Annotated in this window: 14 protein-coding genes and 2 tRNA genes; 15 read left to right on the top strand and 1 reads right to left on the bottom strand. The window is 58.3% G+C overall.

Going from position 1 to position 15,159, the window contains the following annotated elements; translation table 11 throughout:
• Position 1: 1 nt before the first annotated feature.
• Both ACCQ12_RS12350 and ACCQ12_RS12345 read left to right on the top strand, forming a co-directional pair.
• Positions 2–433: a type IV pilin protein gene (locus ACCQ12_RS12350; protein WP_372381844.1), complete on the top strand. Its 432-nt coding sequence runs from the start codon at positions 2–4 to the stop codon at positions 431–433.
• Positions 434–492: 59 nt separating this feature from the next.
• A tRNA-Asn gene (locus ACCQ12_RS12345) sits at positions 493–569 on the top strand.
• Positions 570–616: 47 nt separating this feature from the next.
• Here ACCQ12_RS12345 and ACCQ12_RS12340 read toward each other — a convergent pair.
• Positions 617–1,117, bottom strand: a complete 501-nt coding sequence (locus ACCQ12_RS12340; RefSeq protein WP_372381843.1) for a GspH/FimT family pseudopilin — start codon at positions 1,115–1,117, stop codon at positions 617–619.
• Positions 1,118–1,299: 182 nt separating this feature from the next.
• Here ACCQ12_RS12340 and uvrB point away from each other — a divergent pair, with 182 nt between their 5' ends.
• The 13 genes from uvrB (at position 1,300) to ACCQ12_RS12275 (ending at position 15,150) form a co-directional block, all read left to right on the top strand.
• Positions 1,300–3,321 (top strand): excinuclease ABC subunit UvrB, encoded by a 2,022-nt coding sequence (gene uvrB / locus ACCQ12_RS12335; RefSeq protein WP_166745151.1) that lies wholly within the window; start codon positions 1,300–1,302, stop codon positions 3,319–3,321.
• A 95-nt stretch (positions 3,322–3,416) separates the two neighbouring features.
• Positions 3,417–3,491, top strand: a tRNA-Val gene (locus tag ACCQ12_RS12330).
• Positions 3,492–4,116: 625 nt separating this feature from the next.
• Entirely contained in the window at positions 4,117–4,359 is a 243-nt protein-coding gene (locus tag ACCQ12_RS12325) for a hypothetical protein (protein WP_372381842.1), read from the top strand.
• Positions 4,360–4,393: 34 nt separating this feature from the next.
• Entirely contained in the window at positions 4,394–6,067 is a 1,674-nt protein-coding gene (locus tag ACCQ12_RS12320) for a type IV secretory system conjugative DNA transfer family protein (RefSeq protein WP_372381841.1), read from the top strand.
• Positions 6,068–6,399: 332 nt separating this feature from the next.
• Entirely contained in the window at positions 6,400–6,810 is a 411-nt protein-coding gene (locus ACCQ12_RS12315; RefSeq protein ID WP_047693136.1) for a TcpQ domain-containing protein, read from the top strand.
• Positions 6,811–6,935: 125 nt separating this feature from the next.
• A complete protein-coding gene (locus ACCQ12_RS12310) occupies positions 6,936–7,955 on the top strand; it encodes a VirB8 family type IV secretion system protein (protein WP_372381840.1) in 1,020 nt (339 codons plus the stop codon).
• The gene (locus ACCQ12_RS12305; RefSeq protein ID WP_047693135.1) at positions 7,952–8,719 is read left to right on the top strand and encodes a TrbG/VirB9 family P-type conjugative transfer protein; all 768 of its coding nucleotides are present in this window, start codon (positions 7,952–7,954) and stop codon (positions 8,717–8,719) included. The genes ACCQ12_RS12310 and ACCQ12_RS12305 overlap by 4 nt, the downstream gene beginning before the upstream one ends.
• Positions 8,716–9,885, top strand: a complete 1,170-nt coding sequence (locus tag ACCQ12_RS12300; RefSeq protein ID WP_372381839.1) for a TraB/TrbI/VirB10 family type IV secretion system protein — start codon at positions 8,716–8,718, stop codon at positions 9,883–9,885. Before ACCQ12_RS12305 ends, ACCQ12_RS12300 begins: the two co-directional genes overlap by 4 nt.
• A 14-nt stretch (positions 9,886–9,899) precedes the next feature.
• Complete coding sequence (gene virB11 / locus ACCQ12_RS12295; RefSeq protein WP_040942284.1) at positions 9,900–10,940, top strand: P-type DNA transfer ATPase VirB11; 1,041 nt, start codon at positions 9,900–9,902, stop codon at positions 10,938–10,940.
• Positions 10,941–11,000: 60 nt separating this feature from the next.
• The gene (locus tag ACCQ12_RS12290) at positions 11,001–11,825 is read left to right on the top strand and encodes a lytic transglycosylase domain-containing protein (protein ID WP_372383608.1); all 825 of its coding nucleotides are present in this window, start codon (positions 11,001–11,003) and stop codon (positions 11,823–11,825) included.
• A gap of 58 nt (positions 11,826–11,883) precedes the next feature.
• The gene (locus ACCQ12_RS12285) at positions 11,884–12,294 is read left to right on the top strand and encodes a TrbC/VirB2 family protein (protein ID WP_104580450.1); all 411 of its coding nucleotides are present in this window, start codon (positions 11,884–11,886) and stop codon (positions 12,292–12,294) included.
• Complete coding sequence (locus tag ACCQ12_RS12280; protein ID WP_052076964.1) at positions 12,287–12,598, top strand: VirB3 family type IV secretion system protein; 312 nt, start codon at positions 12,287–12,289, stop codon at positions 12,596–12,598. The genes ACCQ12_RS12285 and ACCQ12_RS12280 overlap by 8 nt, the downstream gene beginning before the upstream one ends.
• Positions 12,599–12,696: 98 nt before the next feature.
• Positions 12,697–15,150, top strand: a complete 2,454-nt coding sequence (locus ACCQ12_RS12275) for a VirB4 family type IV secretion/conjugal transfer ATPase (RefSeq protein ID WP_372381838.1) — start codon at positions 12,697–12,699, stop codon at positions 15,148–15,150.
• Positions 15,151–15,159: the final 9 nt, after the last annotated feature.

Raw genomic sequence — 15,159 nt, 5'->3', positions numbered from 1 at the left:
AATGTTCAAGAAGATGCAGCTGTGGTCTCTCAGGAAGCGCTCGATCGAGGGATTTACCTTGATCGAGCTGATGATCGTGGTTGCGGTGATCGCAATCCTGGCAGCGGTGGCATATCCGTCCTATCAAGAACAGGTGCGCAAGGCTCGGCGAGGGCAGGCGAAGGCCGACCTTGTCGAGTATGCGCAGCTGGCCGAGCGTTTCAGGACAGTCAACAACACGTATGCCGGCTACGCATTGCCGAAGGCCTGGTCGCCGCGGGAAGCAGCTTCCGAAGCAGCCTCTCACTACACGGTGTCCTTCGACGGTGATCCGGGTCGGTCGACGTTCAAGATCCAGGCTGTCCCGCGTGCCGGGCAGGCAAGGGACAAGTGTGGGACGCTGACTATCGATCAGGCTGCTCGCAAGACGGGAGCGCAGTCCGATTGCTGGTAATGCCGAATACAGGCGGGGTGTTGCACGCTTCAGCGAAGGTCGGTACAATTCGCCTCCCCGCCCGAATAGCTCAGCCGGTTAGAGCACTTGACTGTTAATCAGGGGGTCGTTGGTTCGAGTCCAACTTCGGGCGCCAAGATGTTGAAAAAGCCGCGACGTGTCGCGGCTTTTTCGTTTTTGGCTTCAGCGTGGTCGGCAGCTGGAGGGCGTGGTGTAGCTCATGGTCCGCGCGCGTCCCGTGTTGTTCACCACGACGTCGGCCAGCCGTCGGGCATTGCTGCAAAGGCTGATGGTGATGTTGGTGCCGCTGCTCAGGCCGCTGGGCAGGAACCGCACGACAGGTCTGCCAAGCGTGGCCGTGGCTTCGATGCCGTCGGCTGCCGGGTAGTGTTCGACCTTGAGGATCGAGGACGCGTCCACCGGCTGCCCGTTGCGGCCCGGGTCCTTGAACAGGAGCCAGCCGCGGCTCCAGTCGCCATCCGTTCGGCAACTCGAACCATCGGCCGATGGGCACACGCTCACGGGCATGCGCTGTGCGACAGCCAGGCTCCGCGCCATCGCAAGATAGGTCGTCAAGACATGCACACGTGTCGTCGTTCGCTGCCACTCTAGAGCACTTTGGAAGCTTGGCAGGCCGATGGCTGACGTGATGGCGATGACTGCCATCACGACCAACAACTGCACTGCGGTGTACCCTCTCGCGCTCAAACGAGTCACTGCTCCCATCGCGCTTCTCCTTGAGGTCGAGCGAGCAGTTTCCGTGTTGGCCGCATGCCAGGAAACGCTTGCTTCACTCAAGTGAACGTCAGACTTTTACCGGCATCGACCTACGAGATTTCGTACCGTCCTCCCCCGAGATCCGCTCCATGACCGACCGCTTTGAACTCGTCTCCCCGTACTCTCCAGCCGGCGACCAACCCGCTGCCATCGAGAAGCTGGTGGCCAACTTCGAGGCGGGCCTGGCCAAGCAGACCCTGTTGGGCGTGACCGGCTCCGGCAAGACCTACACCATCGCCAACGTCGTACAGCAGGTGCAGAAGCCGACCCTGGTAATGGCGCCCAACAAGACGCTGGCAGCGCAGTTGTACGGCGAGTTCAAGTCGTTCTTCCCGAACAATGCAGTCGAGTACTTCGTCAGCTACTACGACTATTACCAGCCCGAGGCCTACGTGCCCTCGTCGGACACCTTCATCGAGAAGGACAGTTCGATCAACGAGCACATCGAACAGATGCGCCTGTCGGCGACGAAGACTCTGCTCTCGCGTCGTGACTCGCTGGTGGTCGCCACCGTCTCGGCGATCTATGGCCTGGGTGCACCTGAGGATTACCTGTCGCTGCGCCTGATCCTGTCGATCGGCGAGCACATCGACCAGCGGCAGTTGATCCGTCATCTCACCGATCTGCAATACACGCGCAACGAATTCGAGCTCACCCGCGGTGCGTTTCGCGTGCGCGGGGAGGTGGTGGACGTGTTTCCGGCCGAGTCCGATACCGAGGCGTTGCGGATCGAGTTGTTCGACGGCGATGTCGAGCAGCTGACCTTGTTCGACCCGCTGACCGGCGAGACCCTGCGCAAGCTACAGCGATACACCGTCTATCCAAAGACGCACTACGCAACCACGCGCGAGCGCACGCTCAGCGCCGTCGATACGATCAAGGAAGAGCTGAAGGAACGGCTGGAACAGCTGTATTCGCAGAACAAGCTGGTGGAAGCGCAGCGCCTGGCGCAACGCACCCAGTTCGATCTGGAGATGATGGCCGAGGTGGGCTTCTGCAACGGCATCGAGAACTATTCGCGGCACCTCACCGGCAAGGCGCCCGGTGAGCCGCCACCGACATTGTTCGACTACTTGCCGCCGGACGCATTGCTGGTCATCGACGAATCCCACGTGACCATTCCGCAGATCGGCGCGATGTACAAGGGCGACCGTTCGCGCAAGGAAACGCTGGTGGAATTCGGCTTCCGCCTGCCGTCGGCACTCGACAACCGGCCACTGCGCTTCGAAGAATGGGAAGCGCGCTCTCCGCGCAGCATCTATGTGTCGGCGACCCCGGGACCCTACGAATTGCGCGAGTCCGCCGGCGAAATCACCGAGCTGGTCGTGCGTCCAACGGGGTTGATCGATCCAGTTGTAGAGATCCGCCCAGTGGGCACCCAGGTCGACGACCTGATGTCCGAGGTGCACGAGCGCATCAAGCTCGGTGACCGCGTGCTGGTCACCACGCTGACCAAGCGCATGGCCGAAAACCTCACCGAATACCTGGGAGAGCACGGCATTCGCGTGCGCTACCTGCACTCGGACATCGACACGGTCGAGCGCGTGGAGATCATCCGCGACCTGCGCCTGGGCAAGTTCGATGTGTTGGTCGGCATCAACCTGCTGCGCGAAGGCCTGGACATGCCGGAGGTGTCGCTGGTGGCGATTCTGGACGCGGACAAGGAGGGTTTTCTGCGTTCGACCGGCTCGTTGATCCAGACCATCGGTCGTGCTGCCCGAAATCTGCGCGGCAAGGCCATCCTGTATGCCGACAAGATGACACGCTCGATGCAGGCGGCGATCGACGAAACCGACCGGCGTCGCGAAAAGCAGGTCGAGTACAACCTTGAGCATGGCATCACGCCGAAGTCGGTGGCGCGCCCGATCTCCGACATCATGGAGGGTGCCCGCGAGGACGCCGCCGAGAAGAAGGCTGGCAAGGGGCGTTCGAAGTCGCGTCAGGTGGCCGAAGAAGCGCCCGACTATCGTGCGATGAAGCCTGCCGAGATCGCCGGCAAGCTCAAGAGCCTGGAGCAGAAGATGTACCAGCACGCCAAGGATCTGGAGTTCGAGGCTGCGGCCCAGATTCGTGACCAGATCCAGAAGTTGAAGGCGGCAAGCCTGGGGTAGGGCAGGACGTCGCCCAAGTGCAATGAGGGCTTGTGATCCTCAAAACCCTGCGCTAGAATGCGCGCCCTGCACAACGCAATGCTGGCGCAGGATTCGGGCGGTTAGCTCAGCGGTAGAGCACTACCTTGACATGGTAGGGGTCACAGGTTCGAACCCTGTACCGCCCACCACTTCAAGTCCAGACGACATAAGGGCTTGGGTGGCTTCAAGATCGGCAACGACGTTTGCCACTGACTCCAGAAGTGACGTTGCTCAGAAGCTTCTCTTGCTTCGGCCTGTCCTTGGTCGGATCTTCGATGATCGATTTCAACCCTTCTTCGCTGCGTTTAAGATGCCTCGGATCTAGCCTTGCGCAACGGTGGTTGGTTGTGTCTGTTGGGCGGTGAGCCTGCAAGATGCTCCCCATGTGGCTAGTCCACGTTGCCGCGGCCCCGGGACGATGTTGCGGCCAACCCCATCCGATCTACCCGATCTACGACAGGGCTGTGGAGTTCATTCTTTCTTATTGCCTATGCGCGGTTGTCGCCTTGCGCGGGTCGGTTGACCAGCTAACTGAACGCTACTTCGGACGACGACCTGGACGCGTAGCCAATGCAAGCAGCTGGCTTCTACGATCGGTCGATGTCCCCGGCTAGCTGCCACTCCGCAAGGTTTGATCCAATCCAGGCTCACCCGCACCGCTTCCGGACCAGTGCGGTCCGGCCAGTACGGTCGCGTGAGTCCACCGAAAGCGCTTTCTCCGTCACACGTCCTGCTTTAACATCCCACCCGCGCTGACGGAAAGGAAGGCTGGCGATGGACGAGTATCAGCACACCGTGCTGACCAGGGGGGGGTATCGCGTCGTGGCGATTACGCGCGATGAGATGTATGCACCTGATGCTGTTGTGGCGTACGCGGTCGTGACCGATGCGGGGGTGCGCATCACGCCCGATCTGTCCCTGGATCAGGCGAAGGTATGGATCGACTCTCTCGTCGAAAGTGAGAGCGGGGGTCGCAAGTCCGGCCTGATCGATCATAAGCCCGTCGTTCGTCGCTAGTTGTCGTCAGGTGCAAGCCTAAGGAGAAGGGCGCATGTCCAAACCCAAAACGATTGCGATTGCCACCTTGGTCGCTGTGCTCACCGGGTACTTGCTGTCCGGCTATATCACGCTGCTCCTGCTGCGGCTTGATACGGCCCTGTACAGCTGGGATACCTATTACCGCTATTTCAGCGCATTGGGTTTGCCGCAAGTCGCTCCGTTCGCCACCAAGATCAAGATGTCCGGTGTCATTGGCTTCGGTCTGCCAGGAATCGTGTGGCTCATTGCGATTGCATTGATCCTCAAGCCGAAGGCGCGAGCCCTGCATGGTGACGCACGCTTCGCTGGCGCCGCCGATCTTGCCAGGCACGGTCTTTTCAAGCCCAGCGGGAACGGCATCGTCGTCGGCAAGTTCAACGGCAAGCTGGTGCGTTTGAGCGGGCAGCAATTCGTGATCCTTGCGGCGCCGACGCGCTCGGGCAAGGGTGTCGGTGTCGTCATCCCCAACCTGCTCGAGTACCAGGAATCGATCGTCGTCCTGGACATCAAGCAGGAAAACTTCGATCTCACCAGTGGTTGGCGTGCGAGTCAGGGCCACGAAGTCTTCTTGTTCAATCCGTTCGCCGAAGACCGGCGCACGCATCGCTGGAATCCGTTGACCTACGTGTCGAACGACCCGGCGTTCCGCGTCTCGGACCTGATGAGCATCGCCGCGATGCTGTATCCGGATGGCTCGGACGACCAGAAATTCTGGGTCAGCCAGGCGCGCAATGCGTTCATGGCTTTTGCCCTGTATCTGTTCGAGAACTGGGACGAAGAGCTGTCGCTGGGCTTCCCGGGCGGGGCAGGAGCGCCCACGCTGGGCGGAATCTACCGGCTCTCGTCGGGCGACGGTACCGACCTGAAGAAGTACCTGAAGTCGCTGTCGGAGCGGCGTTTCCTCAGCAGTAACGCCAAGTCGGCCTTTGCCAACATGCTGTCACAGGCGGATGAGACCTTCGCCTCGATCATGGGCACCTTGAAAGAACCGCTCAACGCGTGGATCAACCCCGTGCTGGACGCTGCTACCAGCGCCGACGATTTTCTGCTGACGGACCTGCGCAAGAAGAAGATGACGATCTACATCGGCATCCAGCCCAACAAGCTGGCCGAAAGCCGCCTGATCATCAACCTGCTTTTCAGCCAGATCATCAACCTCAATACCCGTGAGCTGCCGAAGTCCAACCCGGAGCTCAAGTATCAGTGCTTGCTGCTCATGGACGAATTCACCTCGATCGGCAAGGTGGACATCATCGCCACTGCCGTAGCCTATATGGCCGGCTACAACATCCGCCTGCTGCCCATCATCCAGAGCATGGCGCAGCTGGATGCGACCTACGGCAAGGACCTGTCGCGCACCATCATCACCAACCACGCCCTGCAGATCCTCTACGCACCACGCGAACAGCAGGACGCCAACGACTACTCCGAGATGCTGGGCTACACCACCATCAAGAAGAAGAACGTCACCAGGGGGCGGGAGACCACGCATAGCGTGTCAGAGGAGCGTCGGGCGCTGATGTTGCCGCAGGAGCTCAAGGCGATGGGCAACGAGAAGGAAGTGTTCCTGTACGAGGGGATTCCGCACCCGGTGAAGTGCGACAAGATTCGCTACTACGAAGACCGCTACTTCACGGCACGCTTGCTGCCAAAGACCGAAGTGAAAACGCTTGCGATAAAAGTGTGATGAAGTTCACTGGTTAAGTGCGAGGCCAGGCGCGCAATTCTTGACGGATCTGCCTGTTGAGGGCAAAGTTAGCAAGAGTCTGCAGTGTAAATGTATCGGTGTAGGGGAGCGGCGCTGGACGGGGCCGTACTGGAGCAAGGCTATGGATGGTTTGTCAGCGTATTCATTGTTTCAGCAGAACACCTGCGCGGCTGGGGCGACTCAGCAGCTTGTAGGGCTGCGAGAAGGTCATCGATAACAAGGTTCCTCCGGCACTCGATGGTGCGCGGAGGCTTAGTGCTGTCTGCTTTAAGCCCGAAATTTCATGAGTTGGAGAAGTCAGAGTGAATCCGATGTACGTGTCCAAGCTGTCGTTGGTGCTGGTTGCTGCCACCTTGCTGGGCGCATGCGCGACCAAGCCCGCTCCCGATTTCGGCGGGCGGTGGAAGCACGTCAATCACTTTGACGAGTCTCCGACCGAAATTCCGCTCTATACGTCCTACACCTATCAGGCGACGCCGATGGATGGCACGTTGAAGACGATGCTGGAGCGCTGGGCCGCAGACTCGAACATGCAGCTTTCTTACAACCTGCCGTCGGATTACACGCTGGTCGCACCGGTCTCCAGTATCAGCACGACCAGTGTCCAGCAGGCTGCGACCGAGCTGAGCGCGGTGTACGCGGCGCAGGGTGTGTCGGTCTCGGTTTCCGCCAACAAGCTGCTGGTCCAGCCAGTGCCGGTATCGTCGGGTGCCAAGCTTTAAGGGGGCTGCCTTCTGCTCCATGCCACCTGGCATGGAGCCTTGGCAATCCTGCCATCTCAAGTGCCCGCGAAGCGTTGCGGCAATAGTTTCAGGCCTGACAAGGCCTTACGGTGACGGATCTAGACATGTTGCGTAAGAAGGTCAGTGAAAAGGATGGTTCTGCCCAAGTAGGTGCTGCCGTCCAGAAAGCAGTGAACTACGAGGTCAGCATTGCCGACCTCGCGCGCCGCAGTGAGAAGCGCGCCTGGATCGTGGCGACCTTGTCGATGGTGGTCACCGTCATGACAGCGGGCGGCTACTACTACATGTTGCCGCTGAAGGAGAAAGTGCCGTATCTGGTCATGGCAGACGCCTATTCGGGTACAAGCACTGTCGCCAAGCTTGAAGCAAATTTTGGTGGGCGCACCATCAGCACCAGCGAGGCATTGGCGCGCAGCAATATCGCGCGCTTCATCATCGCCCGCGAATCATTCGATTTGTCGATCATCGGTCAGCGCGACTGGAACACCGTGTCAGCGATGGGGGCGACAAATGTTGTAAACGAATATCGTGCGCTGCATTCTGCGAACAATCCGCTACGGCCTTTGAATACATACGGCAAGCTTCGAGCTGTCCGCGTCAATATCTTGAGCATCACGCTGATTGGCGGGAGCGGGCAGCCTTATAAGGGTGCAACCGTGCGCTTCCAGCGGACCGTGTATGACAAGAATTCAACGGTCTCCACGCTGCTCGACAACAAGATTGCCACCATGGGATTTGTTTATCAAGACAATCTGGAGATGAGTGATAGTTTGCGGGTCGAAAACCCCCTGGGGTTTCGGGTTACGGATTATCGGGTTGACAACGATTACTCTTCGCTTCCCGTTGCTCCTGCAGGCGGTGCCGTCATAAACGCGCAGCCTCAAGCAGCGCTGACGCAGCCTGGCGCGGGCATTGTCGACCCCAATGCTGCAAATGTCTCTGGTGCGGTCCAGCCCGGAGGCGTTCCGCTCCAGCAAGGGGCCGTACCCCAGGGGGGCGCGCCGCAACAACAAGCACAGCCAGCGTTTCCCGATCAGGTGCAGTCGCCAGGTCAGTCTGGGGTGCAGCCCGCGATTCAACCCCAAGGGATGCCGAATAATGTCAATGGAGCAAGCGGTCGATGAAACTTTTTAATCGGTACAGGGCTGCATTATTTTCAGCGCTGCCACTTGCGCTATGTGCTTTTTCCGCAGCGGCCCAGGTAGTCCAGGAATACGAGTATGCGCCTGACCGTATCTATCAGGTGCGCACTGGTCTAGGGATCACCACGCAGGTTGAGCTAAGTCCTAACGAAAAGATTCTGGACTACAGCACCGGCTTTACCGGTGGGTGGGAACTCACGCGGCGTGAGAATGTCTTTTATCTCAAGCCGAAAAATGTCGATGTCGATACGAATATGATGATTCGTACGGCGACGCATTCTTATATTCTCGAACTCAAGGTGGTTGCAACGGATTGGCAGCGCCTGGAGCAGGCAAAGCAAGCGGGTGTTCAATACAAGGTTGTGTTCACGTATCCGAAAGACACAAGTTTTCAAAACGTCGAAGATGCAGATGCATCGAAAAAAGGCCCGTTGTTGAACGCCAAGATCCTGAAGGATCGTCGTTATTACTACGATTATGATTACTCGACACGCACCAAAAAGTCCTGGCTGATTCCTAGCCGGGTCTACGACGACGGAAAGTTCACCTATATCAATATGGATTTGACGCGGTTTCCGACCGGGAATTTTCCGGCGGTTTTCGCTCGCGAGAAAGAACACTCCGAGGATTTTCTCGTCAATACGACGGTGGAAGGCAACACCCTGATCGTGCATGGAACCTATCCTTTCCTGGTGGTTCGCCACGGCGATAACGTTCTCGGTCTGCGAAGGAACAAGCAAAAGTGAACTCGAATATTCCAAACGGCCCAGATGATCGCTCTCCGAACAACCGCGGAGAAGAGTTGAAAAACGGCGAGTATGATGAGCGCAATAATCCGTACTTTGCGCGTCAACAGGCCAGTGCCGCGCCTGACCTGGATGCCAATGAGCCAGTGCTGCGTTCCAGCGACATCAAACGCCTGAATCGTAAGGCGCTTGTATTTCTGGCTGCCATCGCAGCTCTGTTGATTCTCGTCATCTTCTGGCTGGCGACGCAAAGTGGTGACGATTCTCCGCCGCCGAAGCCGCGAGCCGAGACAGTTGTAGCGCCTGCGCTGCCCCAGAACATGACTGCGCCCGTCGAAGAGGCACCCGTTCCGCTCGCACAGCAGCCCAGTCTGCCGCCACTGCCGCCGATGCCGACCGATGATAGCGAGGAGGCGAGCTCTGCGCCGGAACGTCAGCGCGGTCCCACATTGTTGGAACGTCGAATCCTTGCCGAATCCGCTGTCAACGGCGCAGGCATGCCAGGTCAGCCCGGTCAGCCAACTGCACCCGGAGAGGAAGACACTGCGGTCACGCTAGCGAAGCCCATCAGCAACCCAGATGGTTTATTGGTGCGTGGTACCTACATTCGCTGCATTCTCGAGACCCGGATCATTTCCGATTTCGGTGGCTACACATCTTGCATCGTGACCGAGCCGGTGTATTCCATCAATGGACATAACCTGCTCCTACCGAAGGGTTCCAAGATGCTTGGCCAGTATGGCGCCGGAGAACCAACGACACGCCGTCTGCAGGTGGTCTGGGATCGTGTTACGACGCCTACGGGACTGGATGTCACGCTTGAGGGGCCCGGCATTGATACGTTGGGTAGTGCAGGCCATCCAGGCAATTACAACGCGCACTGGGGCAACAAGATTGCATCAGCGCTGTTCATCAGCATGCTGAGCGATGCCTTCAAGTACGCGGCTGCCGAATATGGTCCAGAAACGACCACAATCGGCGTTGGCACCGGCACCGTCACCCAGCAGCCCTTCGAGAGTAATACGGCACGAAGCATGCAACAGCTTGCCGAGCAGGCAGTCGAAAAGTCTGGGCGCCGTCCGGCAACCCTGACGATCAATCAGGGCACGGTGTTGAACGTTTATGTTGCCAAGGACGTCGATTTCTCGGCGGTCCTGCCGAAGTGAATGAAGTAGCTGCCATGACGATCGACGATTCACCAACGGCGCGTATTTCGAACGACTTCTTGGATTACCAGTACTCTGTGCTGGGAATCCTGGATTATCTAAATTCGCCTGACGTGACCGAAATCTGCATCAATCGCCCGGGTGAGTTGTATCTCGAGACCATTCATGGGTGGCAGCGGGTTGATGTGCCGTCCCTCACTTACGACCGTGCTCGCCAGTTTTGTACGGCGGTCGTCAATGAGAGCAACACCGGGCAGCGTATTACCGACGCTGACCCGGTCGTATCACTCACCTTTCCGACGGGGCAGCGCGCGCAGTTCGTGATGCCGCCAGCATGCGATGCCGGCAAGGTATCCATCACGATCCGGCTTCCTTCCAAGCACACCAAGTCCCTGGAGCAGTACAAGCACGATGGGTTCTTCGACGAGGTGCTGGAGCAATCGGCAGATGTCAGCGACCACGATCAGGAGTTGCTGGAGCTTCGCCGCAAGCGTGACTACGCCGAGTTCTTCAAAAAGTGCGTGTTGTACAAGAAGAACGTGGTTGTTGCTGGAGCCACTGGCAGCGGCAAGACCACCTTCATGAAGGCCTTGGTGAATCACATTCCGAACGAAGAGCGCCTGGTAACCATCGAGGATGCTAGAGAGCTGTTCATCAGTCAGCCTAATTCCGTGCATCTGCTGTATTCGAAGGGCGGGCAGAGCGCCAGCAATGTGACCGCCAAAAGTTGCATGGAAGCCTGCCTGCGCATGAAGCCTGATCGCATCATCCTGGCAGAGTTGCGCGGTGACGAATCGTTCTACTTCATCCGTAACTGCGCTTCAGGGCATCCGGGGTCCATCACCAGTTGCCACGCCGGTAGTGTCGAGCAGACCTGGGACCAGTTGGCCTTGATGGTGAAGGCATCGAATGAAGGCTCTGGCCTGGAGTTCGAGGTGATCAAGCGTTTGCTGAGAATGACCATCGACATTGTGGTCCATATCAAGGCACACGCGGGGCGCCGGTTCATCACGGGCATCGACTTCGATCCTTTGAGAACCTTGCGCGGCGGTTGAAGGTAAATTCTAAAGTGGGGCTGGTTTGGTTTTGCAAGGAGTAATGACATGTTGCCTGGCATGGAATTGATGGGGTGCACTGGACTTGCTGTTCCTGGCGAGGTAATGCAGCACGTTGTCCGTGTCGAGTCGTCGCGCAATCCGTACGCCATCGGAGTCGTTGGTGGTCGTTTGGTGCGTGAGCCACGCGGCTTGGCTGAGGCGGTCGCCACTGCCAAAATGCTGGAACAGAAGGGTTACAACTTCTCCCTCGGGTTAGGCCAGGTCAATCGCTACAACCTTCAAAAATACGGGCTGACCAGTTACGAGATGGCATTCGACAAATGCCCCAATCTTGTCGCTGCCTCAAGGATTTTGGCGGAGTGCCATTCGCGCTCAGGCGCTAATTGGGGCAAGTCTTTCAGCTGTTACTACTCCGGCAACTTCGAGACCGGCTTCAAACACGGTTACGTCCAGAAGATCTATGCGTCCATTCGTCAGTCGGTAGCATCATCTGGAGCAGAGCCCATTGCGGTCGTGCCGACGCGGCAAGTGCAGTTGCGGCCTGCCAATCCGCTCAAGCAGGCGGCCGCTGAATTGGCGGACGCAATTGTCGCGCGTCGCATTCAGGATCTAGCAGGAGCGGGCAACACGGTGGCTTCACCGGCAGGGCCTATGCTACCTGCACCGTCAGCACCTTACTCTCTGCCGAGCCGGGCCACCCCTGTGGTTCCTGCGGCGGAGAACGAGTTGTATGTGATAAAGCCGACAGGCCAGGGGCGTGGGGTGGCGTTGCCCGCCGCCGCACCAAAGACCTCGACGCAGGCCGACCAATCCGTAAGTCCCGTCTCTATGCCACGTGCACCACAGACGGCGCCGCAAGTAGATAGTGCATTTGTTTTTTAGGATGGAAGATCGCCAAGGAGTTGGCTGCTGGACCCCCTCTGTTCCCAAGGAGTTAGACATGAAGTTTGAAATCGACAAGAAAACAATGGCAGACGCCAAGATGGTTGGCACCCAGGCCGTGAAGGCGCTGGCATTCATCTCGCTGCTGATGGTTGCCGGTAGCGCAGCAGCAGACGGCAATGGTCTTGCGGATACTGATACCCGAGTCTGTGGCTTTTTGAACAATGTGACTAAGTTGCTGAACATGGGTTCGATTGCAGTGGTCACCATTGCAGTTATCGTGGCCGGATATCAGATCGCCTTCGCACATAAGCGCATTTCCGAGGTCTCCCCGATCCTCATTGGTGGCGTTCTGATCGGTGCTGCTGGCCAGATTGCCAACATGATCCTGCAGAACAATGGATCGGATTCAGGCGAATGCTCCACGATCACAGGTTCGTTGGTGCAGATCGCTCAGTACTATGCATAAAGACGTCCTCTTCCGCGGCTGCACCCGCCCGGCGATGTTTCTGGGGGTGCCTTACATCCCCTTCTTCATCGGTGCCGGCGGTGGCCTGCTGTTGGGGATGTACATCAATCTTTGGTACCTGCTCACCATCCCCGTCATCATTTTCGCCATGCAGCAGATGGCCAAGCGAGACGAGATGATCTTCAGGTTGCTCGGATTGCGCTGGCTGTTTCGAATGCGCGCCCGAAATCTCCAGCGTTATTCGGGAATGTGGGTGTTCAGCCCTAACGAATACCGCAAGAGCCCCCCGGGAAAGTCGCGGTAATCAAGTGAATCGTTCACCAACCCCACGCGCAAACCCGCGTGGGGTTGGTGCTTTCGATAATCCCTGGTGTGATGCTTCCTTCTTAACTCGGTAAGACCATGTTCAGCCCAGACAGTCCAATCAGCGAATTTGTTTCCATTTCGACACACGTCGCGCCATCTGTCGTCAAGACGACCGCCGGCGACTACCTGTTGATCTGGCATCTGGCTGGCCTGCCGTTCGTGGGGCGGGACGAGTTCGAGCTTGAGCAACGGCACAACACCTTCAATCGCCTGTTGCAAACCCTGCGCGCACCCGATTTTGCCAATGTCGCGTTTTGGGTCCATGACGTACGTCGTCGTCGAAAGATTGGCAGTGGCGGGCGTTTCAGGCAGTCCTTCAATCAAAATCTCTCGGACGCGTACTACGCCGCGTTGTCCTCGCAAAAAATCATGCAGAACGAGCTGTACTTCAGCATGATCTATCGGCCGGTCGTGACCGGGCGGCGCTTGGTCGAAAAGTCGGCAAATCCAGACAGGATCCGTGCCGAGGAAGAGCAGGCAGTCGCCAAGGTCGTCGAGCTTGCCACCAATGTGGAGGCGGTCCTCAAGGACTATTCGCCTTATCGGCTGGGCATGTATGAGGCCAAGAACGGCATCGTTTTTTCCGAGACTCTCGAATTCCTCGGGTATCTACTCAACCGTATCGATGAGCCGGTGCCGGTATTGCAGGCTCCTGTGCCCGCGTACCTGCCTGTCAGCAAGCACATGTTTGCCAACAAGACGGGCGACTTTGTCATCCGTACGCCGGATGGCGTCAATCACTTCGGCGCGATCCTCAATATCAAGGAATATGCCGACGGGACCTACCCCGGCATCCTCAATGGTCTGAAGTACCTCGATTTCGAATACGTCATGACGCATTCGTTCAGCCCGGTTGGACGTCATGATGCGCTGAAGGTGCTGGAACGCACCAAAGGCATGATGATTTCCTCGGGTGACAAGTCGTCCACCCAGATTCGCGATCTCGACATCGCAATGGATGACGTGGCGTCGGGCAACTTTGTCCTGGGCGAGTACCACTTTACGTTAGCGGTATACGCCGACAGCCAGGAGAAACTGGCCAGGCAGATCGCCACCACCCGTGCCGAGCTCTCCAACGCCGGTTTCGTTTCGGCCAAGGAAGATCTGGCGATCGCTTCATCGTTCTATGCGCAGCTGCCGGGCAACTGGCGCTTCCGCACGCGCATCGCCAATCTAAGCTCACTCAACTTCCTCGGCTTGTCGCCGTTGCATAACTTCGCCCAGGGCAAGCAGCACAACAATCCGTGGGGTGATTGCGTCACCACGCTGCAGACCACCAACGGCCAGCCTTACTACTTCAATTTCCACGCCACGCATCCGGCCGAGAATTCGCTGGGCGAAAAGGCGATCGGCAACACCATGGTGATCGGTAAGTCCGGTACCGGTAAGACGGCGCTGATCAATTTCCTGCTGAGCCAGGTGCAGAAGTTCGATCCGATCCCCACTATCTTCTTCTTCGACAAGGACCGTGGCGCAGAAATCTTCGTGCGTGCCTGCGGCGGTAACTATCTGGCGCTGGAAAACGGTGTGCCGACCGGTTTCAACCCGTTTCAGTGCGAGCGCAACGAGGCCAACACGCAGTTTCTGGCCGAGTTGATCAAGGTGCTTGGCGGCAAGGCCGAATACAGTGCCCGCGAGGAAGAAGACATCTATCGCGCAGTGGAGGGCATGCTGGACACCCCCATGCATCTGCGCAGCATGAGCAACTTCCGTAAGAGCCTTCCCAATATGGGCGACGATGGCCTGTATGCGCGCCTGCGCCGCTGGACCGCCGGCAATTCGTTGGGGTGGGTGTTCGATAACCCGGTCGACACGATCGATCTGACCCGTGCCTCGATCATCGGCTTCGACTACACCGATGTGATCGACAACGCCGAAGTGCGCGTGCCGGTGATCAACTACTTGCTGCATCGCCTGGAAGCGTTGATCGACGGCCGCCCGCTGATCTATGTGATGGACGAGTTCTGGAAGATCCTGGACGGCAAGGGGGGATTGAAGGAATTCGCCAAGAACAAGCAAAAGACCATCCGTAAGCAAAATGGTCTTGGCATCTTCGCCACGCAGAGCCCGGAAGATGCGCTGGCCAGCGACATCGCCGCCGCCTTGATCGAGCAGACCGCCACGATGGTGCTGCTGCCGAACCCCAACGCGAGCCGCGACGACTACATCGAAGGCCTCAAGCTGACCGATGCCGAGTACCAGGTAGTGGTGTCGCTGGATGAGCGCTCGCGCTGTTTCCTGGTCAAGCAAGGCCACGCCTCGGCGGTGTGCCAGCTCAACCTGCGCGGCATGGACGACGCGCTGTCGGTGATTTCGTCCTCGACCGACAACATCGAGATCATGCATCAGGTCCTGGCCGGCAAGGCCAGCAAGCTGGGCGTCACGGTCGATCAGCTCACCCCCGAGCAGTGGTTAAGCGATTTCTATACCAACCGCAAGGGTTCGGGCAAGCGCAAATCAGCGAAGGACAAGGAGGTTGAAGATGCATAGTCCCCACCA

It is taken from the genome of Xanthomonas sp. NCPPB 1068, assembly GCF_041479385.2.
In the GTDB taxonomy this organism is placed as follows: Bacteria; Pseudomonadota; Gammaproteobacteria; order Xanthomonadales; family Xanthomonadaceae; genus Xanthomonas; species Xanthomonas cannabis.
Note: the sequence above shows the minus strand (reverse complement) of the source record. Positions and strands in the feature narration are given on the sequence as shown.

Coding starts and splice junctions, on each gene's coding strand:
- ACCQ12_RS12350 (WP_372381844.1), top strand. CDS start 2: ATGTTCAAGAAGATGCAGCTGTGGTCTCTCAGGAAGCGCTCGATCGAG.
- uvrB (WP_166745151.1), top strand. CDS start 1,300: ATGACCGACCGCTTTGAACTCGTCTCCCCGTACTCTCCAGCCGGCGAC.
- ACCQ12_RS12325 (WP_372381842.1), top strand. CDS start 4,117: ATGGACGAGTATCAGCACACCGTGCTGACCAGGGGGGGGTATCGCGTC.
- ACCQ12_RS12320 (WP_372381841.1), top strand. CDS start 4,394: ATGTCCAAACCCAAAACGATTGCGATTGCCACCTTGGTCGCTGTGCTC.
- ACCQ12_RS12315 (WP_047693136.1), top strand. CDS start 6,400: ATGTACGTGTCCAAGCTGTCGTTGGTGCTGGTTGCTGCCACCTTGCTG.
- ACCQ12_RS12310 (WP_372381840.1), top strand. CDS start 6,936: ATGTTGCGTAAGAAGGTCAGTGAAAAGGATGGTTCTGCCCAAGTAGGT.
- ACCQ12_RS12305 (WP_047693135.1), top strand. CDS start 7,952: ATGAAACTTTTTAATCGGTACAGGGCTGCATTATTTTCAGCGCTGCCA.
- virB11 (WP_040942284.1), top strand. CDS start 9,900: ATGACGATCGACGATTCACCAACGGCGCGTATTTCGAACGACTTCTTG.
- ACCQ12_RS12290 (WP_372383608.1), top strand. CDS start 11,001: ATGGAATTGATGGGGTGCACTGGACTTGCTGTTCCTGGCGAGGTAATG.
- ACCQ12_RS12285 (WP_104580450.1), top strand. CDS start 11,884: ATGAAGTTTGAAATCGACAAGAAAACAATGGCAGACGCCAAGATGGTT.
- ACCQ12_RS12280 (WP_052076964.1), top strand. CDS start 12,287: ATGCATAAAGACGTCCTCTTCCGCGGCTGCACCCGCCCGGCGATGTTT.
- ACCQ12_RS12275 (WP_372381838.1), top strand. CDS start 12,697: ATGTTCAGCCCAGACAGTCCAATCAGCGAATTTGTTTCCATTTCGACA.